This window comes from Sphingomonas chlorellae (assembly GCF_056485145.1).
Map to the genome: position 1 here is coordinate 1,184,385 of NZ_JBQXXM010000001.1, position 20,562 is coordinate 1,204,946.

The 20,562-nt window shown below is 70.2% G+C and carries 15 protein-coding genes; 7 read left to right on the forward strand and 8 right to left on the reverse strand.

Annotated elements, in window-relative coordinates:
• Positions 1–34: 34 nt before the first annotated feature.
• Positions 35–1,285, reverse strand: a complete 1,251-nt coding sequence (locus ACT3CF_RS05480) for an NAD(P)/FAD-dependent oxidoreductase (protein ID WP_478420952.1) — start codon at positions 1,283–1,285, stop codon at positions 35–37.
• Between the two features lie 46 nt (positions 1,286–1,331).
• Between ACT3CF_RS05480 and ACT3CF_RS05485 the strand changes: the two genes are divergently transcribed.
• From ACT3CF_RS05485 to ACT3CF_RS05495, 3 genes are all read left to right on the forward strand, one after another.
• Complete coding sequence (locus ACT3CF_RS05485; protein ID WP_478420954.1) at positions 1,332–2,261, forward strand: dihydrodipicolinate synthase family protein; 930 nt, start codon at positions 1,332–1,334, stop codon at positions 2,259–2,261.
• Entirely contained in the window at positions 2,261–3,259 is a 999-nt protein-coding gene (locus ACT3CF_RS05490; protein ID WP_478420956.1) for a 4-hydroxyproline epimerase, read from the forward strand. The genes ACT3CF_RS05485 and ACT3CF_RS05490 overlap by 1 nt, the downstream gene beginning before the upstream one ends.
• 167 nt (positions 3,260–3,426) lie before the next feature.
• Entirely contained in the window at positions 3,427–4,848 is a 1,422-nt protein-coding gene (locus ACT3CF_RS05495; RefSeq protein ID WP_478421366.1) for an amino acid permease, read from the forward strand.
• Between the two features lie 646 nt (positions 4,849–5,494).
• Here ACT3CF_RS05495 and ACT3CF_RS05500 read toward each other — a convergent pair.
• From ACT3CF_RS05500 to ACT3CF_RS05525, 6 genes are all read right to left on the reverse strand, one after another.
• Positions 5,495–6,892, reverse strand: a complete 1,398-nt coding sequence (locus ACT3CF_RS05500) for a hypothetical protein (protein WP_478420958.1) — start codon at positions 6,890–6,892, stop codon at positions 5,495–5,497.
• Between the two features lie 9 nt (positions 6,893–6,901).
• Positions 6,902–9,082 carry a GumC family protein gene (locus tag ACT3CF_RS05505; protein ID WP_478420959.1) on the reverse strand — a complete coding sequence of 727 codons (2,181 nt, stop codon included), beginning with the start codon at positions 9,080–9,082 and terminating at the stop codon, positions 6,902–6,904.
• A 3-nt stretch (positions 9,083–9,085) separates the two neighbouring features.
• Complete coding sequence (gene galU / locus ACT3CF_RS05510; RefSeq protein WP_478420960.1) at positions 9,086–9,943, reverse strand: UTP--glucose-1-phosphate uridylyltransferase GalU; 858 nt, start codon at positions 9,941–9,943, stop codon at positions 9,086–9,088.
• Between the two features lie 234 nt (positions 9,944–10,177).
• The gene (locus ACT3CF_RS05515) at positions 10,178–11,119 is read right to left on the reverse strand and encodes a hypothetical protein (RefSeq protein WP_478420961.1); all 942 of its coding nucleotides are present in this window, start codon (positions 11,117–11,119) and stop codon (positions 10,178–10,180) included.
• A gap of 257 nt (positions 11,120–11,376) precedes the next feature.
• Positions 11,377–12,234 (reverse strand): hypothetical protein, encoded by an 858-nt coding sequence (locus ACT3CF_RS05520; protein WP_478420962.1) that lies wholly within the window; start codon positions 12,232–12,234, stop codon positions 11,377–11,379.
• A gap of 118 nt (positions 12,235–12,352) precedes the next feature.
• Positions 12,353–13,867, reverse strand: coding sequence for an aldehyde dehydrogenase family protein (locus tag ACT3CF_RS05525; protein WP_478420963.1), 1,515 nt, complete (start codon positions 13,865–13,867; stop codon positions 12,353–12,355).
• Between the two features lie 183 nt (positions 13,868–14,050).
• Between ACT3CF_RS05525 and ACT3CF_RS05530 the strand changes: the two genes are divergently transcribed.
• The 3 genes from ACT3CF_RS05530 to ACT3CF_RS05540 are packed head-to-tail and all read left to right on the forward strand — an operon-like array spanning position 14,051 to position 17,600.
• Positions 14,051–15,400: a UDP-glucose dehydrogenase family protein gene (locus ACT3CF_RS05530; protein ID WP_478420965.1), complete on the forward strand. Its 1,350-nt coding sequence runs from the start codon at positions 14,051–14,053 to the stop codon at positions 15,398–15,400.
• Between the two features lie 2 nt (positions 15,401–15,402).
• Complete coding sequence (locus tag ACT3CF_RS05535) at positions 15,403–16,419, forward strand: NAD-dependent epimerase/dehydratase family protein (protein WP_478420966.1); 1,017 nt, start codon at positions 15,403–15,405, stop codon at positions 16,417–16,419.
• On the forward strand, positions 16,416–17,600 hold the full coding sequence (locus ACT3CF_RS05540; RefSeq protein ID WP_478420967.1) for a glycosyltransferase family 4 protein: 1,185 nt from the start codon (positions 16,416–16,418) through the stop codon (positions 17,598–17,600). Before ACT3CF_RS05535 ends, ACT3CF_RS05540 begins: the two co-directional genes overlap by 4 nt.
• Before the next feature lie 42 nt (positions 17,601–17,642).
• On the opposite strand, the gene ACT3CF_RS05545 is transcribed toward ACT3CF_RS05540, so the two are convergent.
• Positions 17,643–17,972 carry a hypothetical protein gene (locus ACT3CF_RS05545; RefSeq protein WP_478420969.1) on the reverse strand — a complete coding sequence of 110 codons (330 nt, stop codon included), beginning with the start codon at positions 17,970–17,972 and terminating at the stop codon, positions 17,643–17,645.
• Between the two features lie 301 nt (positions 17,973–18,273).
• On the opposite strand from ACT3CF_RS05545, the gene ACT3CF_RS05550 reads away from it, so the two are divergent.
• The gene (locus ACT3CF_RS05550; protein ID WP_478420970.1) at positions 18,274–20,457 is read left to right on the forward strand and encodes a calcium-binding protein; all 2,184 of its coding nucleotides are present in this window, start codon (positions 18,274–18,276) and stop codon (positions 20,455–20,457) included.
• Positions 20,458–20,562 lie beyond the last annotated feature (105 nt).

Consider the following 20,562-nt stretch of genomic DNA (forward strand, 5'->3'; position numbering starts at 1 on the left):
GGCACGCCGTGGCGCACCGCCTTTTCCTGCGCGATCAGCCGAAACGCGCGAGGTCGAACGGCGCCAGATCGACCCCCGGCACCCCGCCGCCCGTCACCGCCGCGGCAACGATCTCGCCGGTCAGCGGCCCGAGCGTCAGCCCGAGATGCTGGTGCCCGAAGGCATAGAACAGCCCCGGATGCCGCGCGGCGGCCCCGATCGCGGGCAGATAGTCGGGCAAGGTCGGGCGCGCGCCCATCCACGGCACTGCCCCGTCGAGCGGCAGCCCGAGCGCATCGGCATGCGCGCGCAGCCGTTCCCATTTGCGCGGATCGGGCGCGGCGTCGGGCGGACCGAATTCGACGAAGCTCGCCGCGCGCAACCCGGTGCGGAAGCGCGTCGCGATCATCGAGCGATCCTCGAACACCACGGGCGCGAGGTCGAGCGGCCAGGCGGGGGCAGGCGCCTGGAGATGATAGCCGCGTTCGCCGACGAGCGGCACGCGCAGCCCGAGCGGGGTGAGCAGCGGCGCCGAACGCGCCCCCGCCGCGACGAGGACGATGTCGGCGCCGAGCACGTCGCCGTCGGCGAGCCGCACCGCCAGCGGGCGCGGGTCGATCGCGGTCACGGTGCCCGCATGGCGCACGCCGCCGAGCGCGCGGAAGGCAGCGTCGAGCGCATCGCCGAGCGCGTCGAGATCGGCGATCTGGCCGCTGCCCCCGAAACCGATGCCGCCCGCCAGCGGCACGCGGACGAGCGACTGGATCCGCGCGAGCGTGGCGGCGGGCAGATCGAAACACTGGGTCGTGCCCTTGGGCGCCGCCATCCAGCGCGCACGCCCCGCCGCCGCGCTCGCCGCGCTTTCCCACACGACATAATGGCCGTGTTCGACGAGCAGGTCGGGCCGCCCGACCGCATCGGCGAGCCGCCGCCACGCTGGCATCGCCGCCGCGAGCAGCCCGGTAAGCGCCGCGCGCCCGCGTTCGAACTGGCGCGGCCGCGCCGCCCAGAGCAGCCGGAGCGAGAAGGGCAGCCAGGTCGGCAGGTGCCGCGGTTCGAGCGACAGCGCCCCGCCGCGCGCGAACAGCCGGTGCGGCAAGCCGCGCACCGTCGCGAACGAGGCGAGCGGTTCGACCTGTTCGACCGCGACATGACCGGCATTGCCCCAACTGGCGGTGCCGTGCATCGCATCGGGGGCGACGAGCGTGGTGGCGATCCCGCGCCGTTGCAACGCGATCGCGGACGAGAGACCGACGATCCCGCTGCCGATGACCAGTGCGGATGCGGGCGAATTGGCGATTGGCATGGACTTGCTTATACCGTATACGAAACCAGGTTCAATGGAGGAACAAGTGACGTTGAGCAGGGCCTTGTGGACGGGAGTTTATCCGGCGGCGACGACGCAGTTTGCCGCGGACGGGTCGGTGGATCTGGCGGCGACGGCGCAGGTGGTTCGCGCGCTGGTGGACGACGGCGTGACGGGGGTGATCCTGCTGGGGACGTGCGGGGAGAACAACTCGCTGGAGCCGGAAGAGAAGCGTGCGGTGCTGCGCGCGGCGGTGGAGGCGGTGGAAGGCCGGGTTCCGCTGATCGCGGGGGTATCGGAGTTCACGACGGCGCGGGCGATCGCCTATGCGCGCGACGCCGAGGCGATCGGGGTGAACGGGCTGATGCTGCTGCCGGCGATGGTCTATGTGCCGACGCCGGCCGAGCTGTGCACGCATTTCCGGATGGTGGCCGAGGCGACGGGGCTGCCGATCATGCTGTACAACAACCCGCCCGCGTACCGGGTGTCGGTGGATTTCGCGACGCTCGACGCGCTGGTCGAGGTGCCGAATATCGTGGCGGTGAAGGAAAGCGCGCCCGATCCGCGGCGCTTTACCGACATGATCAACCGTTACGGCGACCGTTACCAGGTGATGGCGGGGCTCGACGACGTGGCGCTCGAAGGGCTGCTGCTGGGCGCGAGCGGCTGGGTATCGGGGCTGACGAGCGCGTTCCCGCGCGAGTCGGTGGCGCTGGTCGCGGCGGCCGAGCGCGGCGACTGGATCGAGGCGCGGCGCATCTATCGCTGGTTCATGCCGCTGCTCCACCTCGACGCCGAGCATGACCTGGTCCAGTCGATCAAGCTCGCTGAGCAGATCATGGGCCGCGGCAGCGAACGCGTCCGCATGCCGCGCATGCCGCTCGCCGGCGAACGCCGCCGCCAGGTCATCGCCATGGTCGAACAATGCGCCGCTACCCGCCCCATCGGCGACGCCGGCCGGCAGGACGCGGCGTGATGCGGTCGACGTTCTTTTGCATCGACGGCCACACCGCGGGCAATCCGGTGCGGCTGGTCGCGGGGGGCGCCCCGTTGCTCAACGGCGCGACGATGGCCGAGCGGCGGCAGGATTTCCTGGCGCGGTTCGACTGGATCCGCACCGGGCTGTGCTTCGAGCCGCGCGGGCACGACATGATGTCGGGCGGCTTCCTGTATCCGCCGACCACCCCCGACGCCGATTGCGGCATCCTGTTCATCGAAACGAGCGGGTGCCTGCCGATGTGCGGCCACGGCACGATCGGCATGGTGACGTTCGGGCTGGAAAACGGCCTGATCCAGCCGCGCGAGCCGGGGCGGCTGCGCATCGAGGTCCCCGCCGGGGTGATCGACATCACCTATACCGCCGAGGGCAACCGCGTGCGTTCGGTGCGCATCCGCAACGTCCCCGCCTATCTGGCGGCGCGCGGCATCGCGATCGACGTGCCGGGGTTCGGCCCCTTGTCGATCGACGTCGCCTATGGCGGCAATTATTACGCGATCATCGAGCCGCAGGGCGCCTATGCCGGGCTCGACGCGCTGGGCGCGGCGCGCATCGTCGAGCTGAGCCGCACGATCCGCGAACTGGTGCGCGCGCAATACGAGCCGGTCCACCCGGTCGAGCCGACGATCCGCGGCGTCTCGCACGTGCTGTGGGCCGACAAGCCGCGCGGCGAGGGCGCCGACGGCCGCAACGCCGTTTTCTATGGCGAGCGCGCGATCGACCGTTCGCCGTGCGGCACCGGCACCTCCGCCCGGATGGCGCATCTGGTCGGCACGGGGCGGCTGAAGGTCGGCGACCGATTCGTCCATGAAAGCTATATCGGCAGCCGCTTCATCGGCCGCGTCGAGGCCGAGGCGCGCGTGGGCGACCAGCCGGGGATCATCCCGTCGATCGAGGGATCGGCGATCGCGACCGGGCACAACACGATCTGGATCGACCGCGAGGACGCCTTCTGGGCCGGGTTCACGGTCGTCTGACCGGACGGCGCCGGGGCGGGGCCGGCGCCACTGCCGTTGCCGTTGCCGTTGCGGTTGCCGCCGGCAATCGGGCGGCGAAGGACACGCCCCCCCTCGCATTTCCGGGCGGGCTCTGAGAGAAGATCGGGACAGACCAAAAATAGAGGGGAAATGCTTTGGTGCGAACAATCCTCGGGCCGCTCAAGCCGCTCGACGCGCATGCGGTCGAGCATCACCGGACGCTCCGCAAGACGCTGAGCTGGCCCCATCTGATCGCGCTGGGGATCGGCGCGATCGTGGGCACCGGCATCTATACGCTGACCGGCGTGGGCGCCGAGCGCGCCGGGCCGGCGGTGATCCTGGCCTTTGCCATTGCGGGCGCGGTGTGCGCCTGTGCCGCGCTTGCCTATGCCGAGATGGCGACGATGATCCCGACCGCGGGCAGCGCCTATACCTATACCTATTCGGCGATCGGCGAGGCCGTGGCCTGGGTCGTCGGGTGGAGCCTGATCCTCGAATATTCGCTGGCGTGCAGCACGGTCGCGGTTGGCTGGTCGGCCTATCTGGTCGGGTGGATCCAGGCGGCGGGAATCCATCTGCCCGCCGCGCTGCTCGCCGGGCCGCACGGCGGCGGCATCGTCAACCTGCCCGCGGTGCTCGTCGCGCTGGGCGTGGCGGGGATGCTGATCGCCGGAACGCGCGAGAGCGCGACGTTCAACATCGTGCTGGTCGTCATCAAGATGCTGGCGCTGGCGCTGTTCGTCGTGCTGGCGCTGCCCGCGTTCAACATCACGCATTTCGAGCCGTTCATGCCCTATGGCTTTGCCAGCCATGCGGTGCCGGGCGGATCGACGCGCGGGGTGATGGCGGCGGCGGCGATCGTGTTCTTTGCCTTTTACGGCTTTGACGCGGTCGCGACCTCGGCCGAGGAAGCGAAGAATCCGGGCCGCGACCTGACGATCGGCATCGTCGGTTCGATGGCGATGTGCGCGCTGATCTATATGCTCGTCGCGCTGTCGGCGGTGGGGGCGGTCGGCTATCTCCAGCTCGGCCATTCGGCGGAGCCGCTCGCCTATGTGCTGCGCACGCTGCAGCATCCGGTGGCGGCATGGGCGATCGGGCTCGCCGCGCTGATCGCGCTGCCGTCGGTGATCCTGGTGATGATGTACGGGCAGAGCCGCATCTTCTTCGTGATGTCGCGCGACGGGCTGTTGCCGCGCGGGCTGAGCAAGGTGAGCGAGCGGACGGGGTCGCCGTCGCTCATCACCGCGGTGACGGGGGTGTTCGTGGCGCTGGTCGCGGGCTTTTTCCGGCTCGACGAGATCGCCGAGCTGGCCAATGCGGGGACGCTGCTGGCGTTCATCGCGGTGGCGGCGTGCATGATGATCCTGCGGCGCAAGGCGCCCGAGCTGCCGCGCGTGTTCCGGTGCCCGCAGCCCTATCTCGTCGGTACGCTGGCGATCCTGGGGTGCGTGTACCTGATCTTCAGCCTGCCGACGACGACGCTGACGCGCTTCCTGATGTGGAACCTGCTCGGCATCGTGCTGTACCTGGCCTATGGCCGCCGGCGCAGCCTGGCGAAGCAGGGGCATGCGGTGACGGGGATCTGACGGTCCCCGCATCGGGAAGGATGGAGGGCCGGTCCCCGGGGTGGGGCCGGCCCTTTTTCTTTTTGGGGGTGGGGCAGGGGGTAGGTTTTCGTCGCTGGCGGGGGCGTGGGGGCGGTTTTCGCGGGCGTCGGCGGGGGGCTCGGGGGCGGCGTTCCGCCGCTGGCGCGGCGGCCCCTCCACCACCGGCCTGCGGCCGGCGGTCCCCCTCCCCGGCGGGGCCGGGGAGGAGTGGGGGAGGGGTGGTGGTTTGGGGTGTTCCGCCGCTGGTGCGGCGGCGCCTCCGCGACCGGGCTTGCGGCCGGTGGTTCCCCGCCCCGGCGGGGCCGGGGAGGAGTGGGGGAGGGGTGGTGGTTTGGGGTGTTCCGCCGCTGGCGCGGCGGCCCCGCCACCACCGGCCGTTCGGCCGGCGGTACCCCACCCCCGCGGGGCCGGGGAGGAGTGGGGGGTGGGTGGTTTGGGGTGTTCCGCCGCTGGCGCGGCGGCCCCTCCACCACCGGCCTTGCGGCCGGCGGTTCCCCTCCCCGGCGGGGCCGGGGAGGAGTGGGGGTGGGTGGTTTGGGGTGTTCTGCCGCTGGTGTGGCGGCCCCTCCACCACCGGCCTTTCGGTCGGTGGTCCCCCTCCCCGGCGGGGCCGGGGAGGAGTGGGTCAGCGGCTGAGCTGGGGGGCGCCGGGGCCGCGCAGGCCGGGGTAGAGCGGGGCGGCGGCGTCGTCTTCGATCGCGGGGACGCGGCGTTCGTGTCGGGTCGCGGCGCGGCGGGCCTGATAGATCGTGTAGCCGCACAGGAAGCCGTAGAGCCCCAGCCCCTCGACCTGCCAGAACGGCATCGTCGCCATGTTGAGCAGGAAAAAGGCGAAATGCGCGGCGAGGAGGAGGAAGCGTTCCTCGCGCGCGCGCCATGCCGCGGCGGCCATCGTCCCCCACAGGAGCAGCATCGCGCCGACGCCGAAGATGCCCAGCTCGTACAGCGTCGCGACGAGCGTGTTGTGCGGATAGACCTTGAACAGCCCCTCCCAGCTTTCGGGGCCGAAGCCGAACAGATACTGGGCGGGCGTGCCCTCGGCCCAGGCGTAGAGATAGCTGCTCCAGATCAGCGGGCGCGCCGACATGACCTGGCGATCGGCATAGTCGAAGTCGCGCGGCGGCTTGATGAGGTCGCCGGGGTGCGCGAGGAAGGTCGCGAGATCGGCGAACTTGTCGGCATAGAGCACGCCCATCCCGGCGACGAGCACCAGCCCCGCGACCACCGCGGTCGTCGCCATCAGCGCCTGCTGGTCGCGCCGCACGCTGCGCGTCAGCCCGACGAGGAAGGTCGCGAGCGCGAGCGGCGCCAGCGCGAGGATCGAGGTGCGGTAGCCCGCGAGCTGGATGCCGACCAGCGTCGCGAGCAGGAAGGCGACCCGCACCGGCGCGGGCGCCCGGCGCGCGAAGCACGCGATCGTGAACCCCGCGACGAGCGCGACCGAAAAGGCGCCTTCATGGTTGTAGCCGCCGATCCAGACGAGGCCGTCGCCGGTCTCCGACCCCTTGGGCAGGTGGAGCACGACCGACAGCGCCTGGAACACGAGCAGCGGCAGGAACGCGACCATCGCCCAGCCGACGAACCCGCCCGACGGATCGCGGCGCATCCCCTGGAACACCGCGAGCGCGATCACCACCAGATAGGCATATTTGACCATGACGTTGATGCCGCCCGCGACATCGCCGTTCATCGTCGCGCTGAACAGCACCAGCGCCATCAGCAGGTAGACCGGCAGCAGCCAGCGGATCGCCAGATTGGCCGGGCGGACGACGAACGCCAGCCCGAACAGCGTCACCGCGATCGACAGGATCGCGTTGCCCGACAGCCCGGCGGCGATCGGCTTGAACATGTAGAGGTGATAGGCGCCCGCGATGTAGCGCAGCCACAGCGCCACGATCACGAAGCGGCCCGCGAGGCTGCCGGCCCGCGCCACGCCGATGCCGAGCGGCACCAGCAGCAGCAACGTGACCGGCAGCAGCACCGGGAGCCCGAAGGCCGGCCCGAAGGTGAGCGAGGGGTTCACCGGCGCCCCTCAGCCGACATAGTAATGCTTGTATTCGCGCTTGTAATAGCCGGCATCCGCAAAGCCCGACCGGGCATGTTCGCGCATGTCGACCATCGTCAGCGCCGCGCCGATCACATTGGCGTGGACGTCGTTGAGCTGACGCAGCGCGATTTCCGCCGCCTTGGCCGGGGTGTTGCGCCACCGCACGAGCAGGACGACGCCGTCGGCCATGCTGGCGATGACGCGCGCCTCGTCGACCGGGAGCACCGGCGGCGTGTCGAGCAGGACGAAGTCGTAGCGTTCGCGCACCGCCTCGATCAGTTCGGCGAGGCGCGGGCTTTCGGCGAGGCTGATGACCCTGGCATCGAGGCGGTGCGGGAGCAGATACGCCCCCGACAGCGGATCCTGGACGATCGCCTGGTCGAGGCTGGCATCGCCCGCGATCACCTCGTTGAGGCCGACCTCGACCCCGGCGGTGAACTCGCGGCTCGAGGCGCGACGGCGGGCGTCGCAGTCGATCAGCAGCACGCGGCTGCCCGCGGCGGCCATGGCGCGCGCGAGCGCCATCGTCGTCGTCGTCTTGCCTTCGCCCGGCACCGACGAGGTGATCGCGATCACCCGCATCGGCGTGCCGTTGCCCGCGAACTGGATCGAGGTGCGCAGCGACCGGAACGCCTCGGCAAAGGCCGATTGCGGCCGCTTGAGCGGCAACTCCGCCGGCGGGGCGGGGAGCCCCGACTTGCGATAGCCCGGCAGCGTGCGCGCGTTCGGGATCGTCGCCAGCGTCGGCAGCGCGAGCGACTGGGCGATCGCGTCGCTGGTTTCGAGCCCGCGTTCGAGCAACTGGAGCAGCAGCACCAGCATCGCCGCGACACCGAGCCCGCCGACCAGCCCGAGCGCGCCGTAGATCAGCGGGTTGGGCGAGCTGGGGGCGCCGGGGACGCGGGCGCGGCTGATGATGTTGGCGTTCGAGCGTTCGAGCCCCGCCTGCGCCACCGTCTGCCGATAACGGTCGAGGAACGCCTGATAGAGCGTCCGCGACGATTCGGCGTTGCGTTCGAGCTCGTTGAGCCGGACCGACGCGGTGGTGTCGCCCGCGAGCTGGCCGCGCGCCTGGTTGATCGAGCCGGCGAGCGACGCCGCACGCTGGCGCGCGATGTTCGCCTGGATCGACAGGTTGGCGACGATGCGCTGAACCTCCGAGGCGATCTGCTGATCGGTGCTGCGCAGCGCATTCTGGGCGCGGACGAGATCGGGGTGGCGCGGGCCGTAGCGCTTTTCGAGCGAGGCGACGTCGCGCGCCGCCTCGGCCCGTTGCGCGCGCAACTGGCTGACGACGGGCGATTCGAGCGATTCGCCGAGCTCGTCGCCGCTGCGGCCGCGACGAAGCTGGGCCTGGGCGGTGCTGAGCCGCGCCTGCGCCGCCGCGCTTTCGGCCTGCGCCTGGGCGAGCTGCGTCGTCAGCGTCGACAATTCCTGCTGCGTCACCGTGCTGGTGTTCGAGACGGGGAACAGGTTGTGCGCCGCGCGATAGTCGGCGACCGCGCGTTCGGCCTCGAGCACCTGGCTGCGCAGTTGCTGGAGCCGCTGTTCGAGGAACTGGCGCGCGCGCGCCGTCGCCTGTGTCTTGCTGCCCGTCTGGCCCGCGACATATTCGTCGACGAGCGTGTTCGCGACCTGTGCCGCGCGCTGCGGGGTATCGGCCTCGAACGACACGCTGATCGCATAGGACAGCCCGTCGCGCTTGACGGTGAGCCCGGAAAGCAGCGTGCCGATCGCGCGCTGGCGCCCGATCAGGTCGGGTTTGGCGGGCGCGGGCTGGCCGGGCACCGCCGCCTTGTTGAACGCGGGATCGCGATCGAGCCGGAGCCGGTCGACGACGCGCCCGACCAGTTCGGGCGAGCGCAGCACCTGGACCTCGGTATCGACCGCGGCCGAATCGGGATCGGTGGTCGGTACGACCTGATCGACGTTGATGACGCGTTCGGCGCTGCGTTCGAGCGCGACCTGCGCGGTCGCGACATAACGCGGTTCGGCCGCGAAATAGGCCGCCGCCGCGACGACCAGCGCCGTCGCGACCGCGGTGAGGATGACGAGCCAGCGCCGCCGGATGATCGCGAAGATCCGGCGCAGGTCGATCAGGGCGCCGCGGTCGACCTGGGGGTCGCTACCGACGGCCTTGGGCAGTTGCCCGCGGACGGCGTCCATGGATCAGGCCGTCGCCATGAAGGCACGGATCGCGGGCGCGAGTTCCGGCCGTTCGAGCGCGAGCGCGAGCGTGGCGGTGACGAAGCCGCTCTTGTCGCCGCAGTCATAACGCTTGCCCGCAAAGGTCACGCCGTGGAACGGCTGTTGCCCGATCAACTGCGCGAGCGCGTCGGTGAGCTGGATCTCGCCGCCGGCGCCTTCCTCCTGGCTGGCGAGGATGTCCATCACCTCGGGCTGGAGGATGTAGCGGCCGATCACGCCCAGATTGGACGGCGCCTCGGCGGGATCGGGCTTTTCGACCAGCCCCTGCACCTCGGTGACGGCGCCGTTGCGCGTGCCGGGGGTGATGATGCCGTATTTGCGCGTGTCCTCGGGCGCGACCTCTTCGGCGCAGACGAGGTTGCCGCCGACTTCGGCATAGGCGGCCATCATCTGCCTGAGGCATCCCGGCTCGCCGACCATCAGGTCGTCGGGGAGCAGCACCGCGAACGGCTCGTCGCCGACGATGCGGCGCGCGCACCACACCGCATGGCCGAGGCCGAGCGGTTCCTGCTGGCGCACGATCGTGATGTCGCCCGGCGAGGTGCGCGTGCCGTCGAGCACGCCCAGCGGCTTGCCCCGGCGCGACATCGTTTCTTCGAGCTCGAAGGCGCGATCGAAGTGATCGTCGATCAGGCTTTTGCCGCGGCTGGTGACGAAAATGAACTGCTCGATGCCCGCTTCGCGCGCTTCATCGACGGCATATTGGATGAGCGGCCGATCGACAACCGGAAGCATTTCCTTGGGCATCGATTTCGTTGCGGGAAGGAAACGGGTTCCAAGCCCGCCGATCGGGAATACTGCCTTGCGTACTTTTTGCATGTTTCACCCTTTCCTTGGTTGCTGGGCCCCTCCCAAGACCAGCAAACAACCAATACAGGAGCGTAACGAACCAGATCTATTCGTCCGAATCATTGGGACTCGGATACGCTAGACATGAACTCATCGTCCGACATCTTGAGGCTGCACAGTGTCGTTGCAGTGCAGCAAGGGGGCGGCGTTGAAGCGTGGCCAATCCGCGTCCGGACGACGAACGCCGCGTCGAAGCGGGTGGAATCAGAGCCTTGGCGGGGCGGTGGCGAAGCGCACGCCCCCCGGAACGGCGGCGGTGCCGCGCGTGCGGACGAGCGGGGTGCCGGGCGGCACCTGGATGTCGTGCGACCCGATTTCGATGCGCGCGACGCCGTCGTGCACGTCGAAGATCGGCCAGGCCTGGCTGCTGCGCACGCGCAGGTGATCGATGCGGATCACCAGCGGCTGATCGGCGGTGCGGTGCGCCGCCATCAGCGCGAAATGGACCGTATCGCCGACGCCGCCCAGTTTTATAGGATCAATGCTCGTCAGCCGCGTCGCATGGATGTCGGACCAGAGCCGGTAGTTGCGCGCGTTGCGGCCGCTGACGCAATCGTCGAGCAGCGTGTCGGTCGATTTGAGGTCGAACCCGCCGTCGCTGTTGTCCCACGCCGCGCACTGGCGGAACACGAGGCCGTGATTGCCGCGTTCGGACGAGAAGCCGTCGCCGTTCCAGTATTGCCCCGGCTTTCGTTGCCAGCGGAAGCCGCGCATCGTGCAGCGTTCGAGCCGGAAGTCATGCGCCCGGTCGCCGAACGCGATGCCGACGGGCAGGTCGTGCGCGCCCGTGGTGAGCGTTCCGGTGGCGCTGACATCCTCGATCACGCCGTCATGGCTGTCATAGCGGAAGCGCGCGAAGCTGCGCCGCAGATCGGTCGCGCGGACGCCGCGGATGCGGATGCCGACGACGCTGGCATCCTCGCCCTTGACCGGCGCCTTGTTCTCGATGACGCGATAGCCGCCGGCGACGACGACATCCTCGATCGCGACGCCCCGGGTATCCTGCTGGAACACGAACAGCCCGTTGCCGACATCGTGCGCGCGCACGCCGCGGAACGCCGCCGCCGAACGCACGCGATAGACGGGCTCCCCATCGGCCGCGATGCGCGGTTGCGGAGCGGCGAGGCGTGAGGCGAGGCGATGCATGGCGACCGCGTAACGCGCCGGTGCGCGCCGGTTCCGCGCGGAGCCCCCGGGGTTGCGCCGGAATGTGGGCGGCGTGCGGCGGGGCGCCGGGGCGGGGTGGCGTGAGCGATCGGCCGGGAGCGGGCGAAGGACGGAGGCGGCAGGCGGGCTGATCGCCGAGCGGCATCATGGCCGCCTCGCCCATGGACGCGCCCGAACCCGACGGGAAGCATCCCCCGGTTCGATCGGTCCCATGGGCGGGCGTAGGATCGACTTTGTTATTTCACGCCGAAGTCGTAGATGCGCGCGGTCAGCGGGCCTCCATTGGCGCTGCCCACCGAGTAGACAAACCCATATTGGCCCGCGGCGAGCGGCTGCTTCGGGGTCACCCGGAACACGCCCCGGCGGACCATCTCGAAGGTGAATTCGATCCGGTCCTTGTCCATGATACCGGTCTTGGCCCCCGCGATATTGGCGCTGCCGACCCGGGCCTCGCGCCGACCCTTCTTTTCCATCAACTGCACCAGTGAGAATTCGGACGGGCTCGTCACGATCGATGCGCTGCCCGCGAGCCAGGTGCTCGACTGATTGACCGTGCCGACGTTGGAGTCGTCGAAGAAGAAATAGAAGGTGGGCGTGGGACTGGTCGTCACAAGCGCCTTGTCGCCCGCGATCGATGCCTTGATGCTGAGCGAGGCAATGCCGCCGGTGAAGGCATAGCCCAAAAGGCCGCCGGTCTTCGCCTGTGTCGAGGCGGTGGGCTGCATCGCCACCATCTTCTGCGGACCGTCGGTCGACAGGACGTAGACGCCGGCAGGATGCGGGATCATCGGGTCCGCGGCGTCGAGCGACATTGCGGGAGCGGCCGCCGCGTCGGCTGCGGCGATCATGGCGGCGATTACCGGGCCGGACAGCCCCTTCTGCTTCAACGCGAGGATGGTCGCGGTCGAGGTGTCGAACTCGGCCTTGGACGCCTTGATCTTCGCGACGATTGCTTCGTCGGGAAGCCCGGCGGCGGCAAGCGAAAGCACCGCTTCATTGTTCAGAACCTCGGCGGCGGTCGATTTTGTCTGCGCATTGATCGATGTGGCCGACGTCAGCGCAAGAATAGCTGCAATAATATGAAACTTCTTCATGGTTCCCCCCAATCGACAGCGCCGCGGTACTCCCCCGAGTGCCCCTGAAGCCGCGCGTATCGGAACGGAAACTATAAGAATCCGTCGAACATGGAAAGAGAGGGCTGATCTGACCTGACTATAGTGCCGGATGGGCGAGCGGGTCGGGCGTGGGCGCCGGTTGCGGGGCGGGGCGGTCGGCGGGGGTGCGGGGCCAGGGGAGCGTGAGGCGCGGCGCGCCGAGGACGTGGCGGAGGCGGCTCGACCGGCGAAAGGCGTGTTCGACCGCGCTTTCGGGCGGGGGCAGCGCGGCGGCGGCGCCGCGGTCGCCGAGCGCGGTGGGCCAGGCATCGAACGCGAAGGCAGCCGAGCGGGTGCGGGCGAGGACGCGGCGCGCCTCGCCCGGATCGCGGCCGAAACAGGCGAGCGCGCGCGGCACCGGCATCCGGTCGAGCACCGCGAACGCCGAATCGAGCGTGCGATAGGCCATCACCGACAGGAGCGGCGCGATCCCCGCCGCGGCGGGGGTGAGCAGCGCCATGTCGGTGCCGACATGCGTGACGAGGTGGAGCGGAAGCCCGGCGCCGGCAGACGGGCGATCGGGCGCGGCGATGCGGACCATGGCGCCGCGTGCGCGGGCATCGTCGAGCAGCCGCGCGAGCTGTTCGCGATGCGGCGGCGCGGGCGGCGGCGAGGCCGCGGCGCGGCGGCGCGAGTCGGGGCGCATCGCCGCGCGCCACAGCCAGGCGGCGAACGGATCGAGCGCCTCTTCGGGGACAAGGATGAGGTCGGGCGCGGTGCCGCCGCCGCGCAACCGGGCGTCGACGAGCTGTTCGGCCACGCGGGCGAGCGCGACGCCGCGGGTGACGATCGCCGGGGCGAGCGCGGGTTCCGGCGCCTCGGCGGGGGCGGGCTGGGCATCGAGCCGCGCGTCGAACGCCATCGCGGCGAAGCGTTCGGCGTCGCCCGGCGCGTCGCCGAGCACGGCGAGCTCGGACGGATCGAACAGCCCCGCCGCGCGTGCGGCGAACCGGCGGGCGAGATGGGCGTCGGCGCGATCGAAGCCGAGGACGACGCGGTTGCCGGCGGCGAGCGCACCCGCGAGCAGCGTGACCGCAGCGGCGAAGGGGGCGGCGGGCGGGACGGCGATGCCGACCACCCCGCGCGGCTGGGGCACGATCCGCCCGGCATCGCGGCGGTGGCGCGCGAGCCAGCCGCCGGCGAGCGTCGGCCGCATCCAGCGCGCGAGCTGAAGCAGCGCATCGTCGAGCGTCGCCTGGGCGGGGGCGATTTCGGCATCATAGGCCGCCGCGACGCCCGCGTGGCGGCCGTCGTCGACGAGTGCGGCGGCGAACAGCGGGGCATCGCGCGCGACGAGCGCCGCAGCGCGTCGCAGCCGTTCGCGGCGCAGCGCGAGCGGGACGGGCAATTCGGCCAGAAACGTGGCCCGGCGTGCCTCAACCATCGTTACGCATTCCTCTCCCCGGGCCGTTGACCGGCCCGTGTCCGAACCCGGCAGACCGTCGCGGTGCGGCACAAACCGCTCCGCCGGCCGCGACGATGATGCGGTGCGGAAACGCGGCGAGGCGTTCCGTCGGGCCGCAGCCAATGTCTGCCGGCGACCGTTATAGTGGGTTTTCCAGTAAAAATACATGTTACGCGTGCGGAATATTTATGTTGTTCTTTCCGGTGGATGGGATCAACATGGCGCATCTGTGCTCATTCCATCGACGGATTCTCTCGTCTTGAAGCGAGTGCGTTGACGCTGCGCGGCTCAACAGGGATTGTTCGCAGGCGCAGCAGAAACGCTACCTCCGGATAAAAAGGGAATCACGCCATGCGGATCGTCATGATCGGGTCGGGCTATGTCGGCCTCGTCTCCGGCGCCTGTTTCGCCGATTTCGGCCACGACGTGACGTGCGTCGACAAGGACGCCGACAAGATCGCCAAGCTGAAGGCCGGGGGGATCCCGATCTATGAACCCGGGCTCGATGCGCTGGTCGCGAAGAATGTCGCGGCGGGGCGGCTGAGCTTCACCACCGACCTGGCGGGGCCGGTCGCCGCCGCCGACGTGGTGTTCATCGCGGTGGGTACGCCCAGCCGGCGCGGCGACGGCCATGCCGACCTGTCCTATGTCTATGGCGCCGCGCGCGAGATCGCGGGCGCGATCGACGGCTTTACGGTGATCGTCACCAAGTCGACCGTGCCGGTGGGCACCGGCGACGAGGTCGAGCGGATCATCCGCGAGTGCAACCCCAAGGCCGAGTTCGCGGTGGCGTCGAACCCCGAATTCCTGCGCGAAGGCGCGGCGATCGAGGACTTCAAGCGCCCCGACCGCATCGTCATCGGCATCGAGGACGAACGCGCGCGCGCGCCGATGGAGGCGGTGTACCGGCCGCTCTATCTCAACAAGGCGCCGGTGCTGTTCACCGGCCGGCGCACGAGCGAGCTGATCAAATATGCCGCCAACGCCTTCCTGGCGATGAAGATCACCTTCATCAACGAGGTCGCCGACCTGTGCGAGCGCGTGGGCGCCGACGTGCAGGAGGTGTCGCGCGGGATCGGGCTCGACAACCGGATCGGGGCGAAGTTCCTGCACGCCGGGCCGGGCTATGGCGGGTCGTGCTTCCCCAAGGACACGCTGGCGCTGATGAAGACCGCGCAGGACCATGATTCGCCGCTGCGGCTGATCGAGGCGACGGTGGCGGTCAACGACACGCGCAAGCGGGCGATGGCGCGCAAGGTCATCCACGCGCTGGGCAGCGTGCGCGGCAAGACGATCGCGGTGCTGGGGCTGACGTTCAAGCCCAATACCGACGACATGCGCGATGCGCCGTCGCTGTCGATCATCCAGGCGCTGCAGGACGCGGGCGCGACGATCCGCGCGCACGATCCCGAGGGCATGGACGCGGCGCGCGCGCTGCTCAACGACGTCGATTATGCCGCGTCGGCCTATGACGCGGCCGAAGGCGCCGCCGCGGTCGTGATCGTCACCGAATGGGACGCGTTCCGCGCGCTCGACTTCGCCCGGCTGAAGCGGACGATGGCCGAGCCGGTGGTCGTCGACCTGCGCAACATCTATCCGCCCGAACAGGTCGAGGCGGCGGGCTTTCGCTATTTCAGCGTCGGCCGGCCGGGCGCCAGCGACGCGGCGATCGAAGCCGACGCCCCCCAGCAGGCGGCCTGACCATGGCTGCCCCCGTGCTGGTGACGGGCGCCGCCGGCTTTGTCGGCCATGCGGTGTCCGAGCGGCTGCTCGCGCGCGGCGAGCGCGTGATCGGGCTGGACAACTTCAACGCCTATTACGACGTGGCGCTGAAGGCGGCGCGCGCGGCGCGGCTGGAGGCAAGGCCGGGCTTTGCGATGGTGCGCGGCGACGTCGCCGATGCGGCGCTGGTCGCGGCGATCGTCGCCGAGCACGGGATCACGCGGATCGTCCACCTCGCCGCGCAGGCGGGGGTGCGATACAGCCTGGAAAACCCGTTCGCCTATGAACAGAGCAACCTGAAGGGGCATCTGGCCGTGCTGGAGGCCGCGCGCCATGCGCCGGGCTTTGCGCATCTGGTCTATGCCTCGTCGAGTTCGGTCTATGGCGAGCGGCCGCTGGGCGGCGCCGGATTTCGCGAGGACGAGCCGTGCAGCGCGCCCGTGTCGCTCTATGCCGCGACCAAGCGTTCGTGCGAGATGATGAGCCAGGCCTATGCCGCGCTCTATGGCTTTCCGCAGAGCGGGCTGCGCTTCTTTACGGTCTATGGCCCGTGGGGCCGGCCCGACATGGCCTATTTCGGCTTCACGCGCAAAATCCTGGCGGGCGAGCCGATCGAGGTGTTCGGCGAAGGGCGGATGGCGCGCGACTTCACCTATATCGACGACATCGTCGACGGGGTGGTGGGCGTGCTCGACCGGCCGCCCGAACCGGGCGGGCACCGGCTGCTCAACATCGGCGACTGCAACCCCGTCGGGCTGATGGACATGATCGCGACGCTCGAGGCGGCGCTGGGCCGGCCCGCGATCAAGCAGATGCGGCCGATGCAGCCGGGCGACGTCACCGCGACCTATGCCGACATCTCGGCGATCGGCGCGCTGACCGGATATCGCCCGCGCGTGTCGCTGGCTGAAGGCATTGCGCGGTTCGTCGACTGGTATCGCGATTTCCATGGCACCGCGACGGCGGCCGAACGCCCGCTTGAGGCGCAATCGGCATGACCGGCATGATCGAGCGCCGCGCCGACGCGGCCGCCGGGCCGACGATCTGCATCACCGGGCTGCGCGGCGTGCCGCAGGTGATGGGCGGCGTCGAGAGCCATTGCGAGGAGCTGGTGCCGCGGATCAAGGCGCTGTGGCCCGAGCATCATGCCGTGGTGCTGGGCCGCGCGCCCTATCTGCCCGAACCGCGCACGCACTGGCGCGGCGTCGAGGTGGTCGGGATGCCGTGCCCCAAGTCGAAGCATCTGGAGGCGGTGTCGTCGACGCTGTTCGCGGTGCTGGCGGCGCGGCGGCGCGGCGCCCGGCTGATCCATATCCACGCGATCGGGCCGGCGCTGATGGCGCCGCTGGCCTGGGCGCTGGGGCTGCGCGTCGTGGTGACGCACCACGGCACCGATTATGACCGCGCCAAATGGGGGCCGGTCGCCAAGCGCGCGCTGCGTGCGGGCGAGTGGCTGGCGCTGCGTTTCGCGCACCGCGTGATCGCGGTCTCGCCGTCGCTCGCCGCGCAACTGCGCGAGCGCTTTCCGCGTCGCGCCGAGCAGATCGCCTATATCCCCAACGGCGCCCCCGAACTGCCCGACGACGCCGATGTGCGGCTGGTGCACGAGCGGCTGGGGATTGCCGGGCCGTTCGTGCTCGCGGTCGGCCGGCTGGTCCCCGAAAAGGGGCTCCACGACCTGATCGAGGCGTTCGGCCGGTCCGGGCATCCGGGCCAGCTCGTCATCGTCGGCGCGGCCGACCATGCCAGCGACTATGCCCGCAGCCTGATGGCGAAGGGCGGCGCGCGCGTGATCTTTGCCGGCGTCCAGTCGCGCGCGACGCTGCGGCGGCTGTACGAAAGCTGCACGCTGTTCGCGATGCCGTCCTATCACGAAGGGCTGCCGATCGCGGCGCTGGAGGCGGCGAGTTGCGGCGCGCGGATGCTGTTGAGCGACATCGCCGCCAATCGCGACATCGACCTGCCCGCCGAGCATTATTTCCCGGTGGGCAGCGTCGCCGCGCTGGCGGCGCGGATCGCCGATGCCGGGGCGGTGCCGCATGCCGATCCCGAGCATGTCCGCCGCCGGTTTTCGTGGGACCGCGCCGCGGCCGAGACGGTGCAGGTCTATCGCGCGGCGCTGATGCCGCGGCGGACCGAGCCGGTCGGCACGCTGACCCCCGAAGTGGTCGAACCCTGACGCGCGGCTAGCGCCGGTCCGTCGCGCCGGGGCGGCGGCCGATCAGCCGCGCCCCGCCGCAGCACGCGACTCGCCGAGCCGCGCCGCCAGTGACGCGCGATCGGCCGCGGCGACCGGCCCGTCGACGTGCCAGCCCGCCGCACCGGCGCGGGCATGCGCGACGCACGGACGCCACGCGCCGTCGCGCCAATCCCAGCTCACCACGCGCCAGCCCCCCGCCGGGTGCGGATCGAGCGCGATTTCGGGGCGTCCCGCAGCGCCGGGACCGGCCGCCGATTCGCGCGCGTCCGCGCCGGCGTCCGCGCCGTTGCCGCCCATCGCGGCGATTCCCGCCGAGCCGGCGGACAGTTCCAGGAAAGCACGACGATCCATGGCAGCTCCTTTGCGAAGGGGCATCGGGGAGGGGCATCGAAGGGGCGCTGCGGTGCGCGAGCCTCGCAATTTCCTCTAAGCAGTTCCCCGTTTGGCGGAATTACGAGATTATTCCGCACCTTTTACGGTGTTATTGGATGAGGGCGCCCGAAAGATCGGGTTCGCCCGCACACGGACGGGCACTCCGCACAATTCCAGCGTGATCCGCCCCCGACTTGGGGTCTGCTGATCCTATAATAACTGCAACTCCAACAAGTTGCGGGCGAGGTCGCGCGTCCACGGCATCCAGAGGCTGTACCCGATGAGTAACCTGTATCTCTCCCCGACCGGATGTGGCGACAAAAGCGGTCGCGACATCAACAACGCTGCGTCGATCGGTTCGCTCAACACGTTGATCGGAAAGGCCGGCGCGGGCGGGCAGGTGCTGCTGATCGCCGACAAGGGCGATTACAACGTCACCAGCATCATCGGCATCAGCAAGGGCGGCGCCGCGGGCGCCCCGGTGACGATCCGCGGCATCGATTCGGCGGGCAACCCGATGGCGGCGCATTTCGTCGGCAACCGCCCCGCCGACTGGAAGGCGGGCGACGCCGCGGGCAACGAGCTGTTCAAGCTGGGTGCCGGCGCCAACCACCTCCAGTTCCGCGACCTTGCCATCGACAATGTCGGATCGGCCTTCCGCATCGGCGCCGACATCGCCGACCTGACGATCGAGAAGGTCAACGGCAAGAATGTGCGGCGCTTCGTCGAGGACCTGGCGAGCGGGACGGCGACGAGCGCGTCGGTCGACGGCTTGCAGATCCGCGACGTGGCGGTGCAGGGCTTTTCGCGCAACGCGATCCGGCTGCAATATGACACGCGCAACGTCGTGATCGAGAATGTCCATGCCGACGGCGGCGGGCAGGTGGGCGACGACCTGCCGATCGGCGTGCATCTCGACGGCACGGTCCACAACGTCACGCTGAACAAGGTGACGGTGGAGAATGTCCGCAGCACCGGCAGCAGCAGCGACTATCTGAACGGCGACGGCTTTGCGACCGAGCGCGGCGTGCACGACATCCATTTCATCGACACGGTGGCGCGCGGCAACACCGACGGCGGATATGACCTGAAGTCCGAGGGCACGACGCTGTTGCGCGCGCTGAGCGAGGATAACGGCCGCAACTATCGCCTGTGGGGCAGCGCGACGCTGACCGACTCGATCGGGCGCAACCCGACCTGGCGCGGCGGCCTGTCCGAGCAGAACCAGCTCTGGCTCGACAGCGCGGCGAACGTGACGATCAACGGCGGGCGGTTCGACGATGCCGGATCGCGCACCAAGGTGATCTCGTCCGAGGGGCATCTGACGCTCAACGGCACCGAGTTCACCCACTCGTCGCTGGCGATGATGATGACCAAGGGCACGCTGGCCGGGCTGGCCGGGTTCGACACCGCGACCGAGAACCTGGTGTGCGACCAGGGCGGCGCGTCGACGGGCTCGACCGTCTATGTTCCGTTCGCGCCGCGGCCGGTGGCCGATGCGCTGCGCGGCAGCGCGGGGGACGACGTGTTCACGGTCGACGATGCCGGCGACACGATCGTGGAAGCCGCCAATGCCGGGCGCGACCGGGTCGAGACGAGCCTGGCGGCCTATACGCTGGGCGCCAACCTGGAGGATCTGCTGCGGATCGGCGGCGCCGATTTCACCGGCACGGGCAATGCGCTGGCCAATGTGCTGACCGGCGGCGCGGGGCGCGACGTGCTGAGCGGGCTCGACGGCAACGACACGCTGTTCGGCGGGGCGGGCAACGACACGCTGCTGGGCGGCAACGGTTGTGACGCGCTGAACGGCGGCGACGGCGACGATGCGCTGACCGGCGGCTGGCAGTCCGACACGCTGAAGGGCGACGCGGGCGCCGACCGGCTGGTGGGCGATGTCGAGACGCTGAGCAGCCTGGGCGCGAACGACTGGATCGACGGCGGCGACGGCAACGACGTGGCGATGGGCGACGCCGCGACGATGACCGGCACCGGGCGCGGCGGCGACGACAAGCTCTATGGCAGCGCGGGGAACGACGTGCTGATCGGCGATGCCGATGTGATGGGCGACACCAGCCGCGGCGGCAACGACACGCTGGACGGCGGCGCGGGCGACGACTGGCTTTATGGCGACGGACGGACGATGGCCGCGGGCGTGACCGGGGGCGCCGACAAGCTCAACGGCGGCGACGGCAACGATCACCTGATCGGCGGCGGCGGCGCCGACGTGCTGACCGGCGGAGCGGGCGCGGACATCTTTGTTTTCGCGCGCGGATCGGGGGCGGACGAGATCACCGATTTCAGCCGGACGCAGGGCGACCGCATCGACCTGAGCGCGTTCGACCTGCGCTTTGACCAGTTGCGCTTCGCCAGCGAGGCGGGGGGCACGCGGGTGACGATGGGGAGCGACACGATCTTCGTTCGCAACGTCACCGGACTGACCGCCAACGACTTCGTCTTTGCCTGACGCGACGGGCGGCATCGGCATCGCTTCGGGTGGAGCGTTGCCGATGCCGCCAAGTCGTGCCGGAATGTTCCGCAGGCGTTATAAATAAATCCGATGTAGACCCCA